Origin of the sequence: Polaromonas sp. DSP2-3-2b2 (genome assembly GCF_049895905.1) — a bacterium.
Lineage (GTDB): Bacteria > Pseudomonadota > Gammaproteobacteria > Burkholderiales > Burkholderiaceae_C > Polaromonas.
Genome location: NZ_JAFCTH010000064.1, coordinates 1 through 707 on the forward strand (window position 1 = coordinate 1; position 707 = coordinate 707).

Consider the following 707-nt stretch of genomic DNA (forward strand, 5'->3'; position numbering starts at 1 on the left):
GCCGTGCAAGGGCCGCCCCGGCGGGGCGCATCGAATGTTCTTCGATGCTCTGCTGTGGATGGCCCGCACGGGCGCCGCTTGGCGTGACCTGCCCGAGCGGCTGGGCACCTGGAGTGCTGTGTACCAGCGCTACGCCTACTGGTGCGCCAAAGGCCATTTCGAGCGCCTTTTCCAGAGCGTGCAGCAGCCCGACATGCAAGAGGTAATGGTGGACTCGACCTGCTGCCGGGCGCACCAATCTTCGGCAGGCGCGCGCAAGAGCAGCGGCCCGCAGGCCATCGGCATCACGCGCGGTGGGCGCAACACTAAAATCCACGCCGTGTGCGATGCCCTGGGCAATCCGCTGCGCTTTGTGCTGACCCCGGGCCAGAGGCACGACTCCAAGCCAGTGCCCGAGTTGCTCGATGGGCTGCAGGCCAAGGCGTTGTTGGCTGATAAAGCATACGACTCAGACAAAATTGTCCAGGCGGCCCAAAAGCAGGGCATGCAGGTCATCATCCCATGCAAAGTCAACCGCAAGAAAAACCAGCGCATCCTGGACGCACACCGCTACAAGGCGCGCCATTTGGTTGAAGCCCTCTTCCAGCGCATGAAAGTTTTTCGCCGTGTCGCCACCCGCTATGACAAGCTCGACGTCACGTTTCTGGGCTTTGTGCACCTCGCCGGCACCATGAAGTGGCTTCACTGAACTTTCAGAACAGCGCCTA

The 707-nt window shown here is 62.1% G+C and carries 1 protein-coding gene; it reads left to right on the forward strand.

Annotated features, from left to right (window positions below; genetic code table 11):
- Positions 1-688, forward strand: a 688-nt coding sequence (locus ACP7AD_RS18580; protein WP_426166424.1) for an IS5 family transposase, incomplete at its 5' end; no start/stop codon positions are given.
- Positions 689-707: the final 19 nt, after the last annotated feature.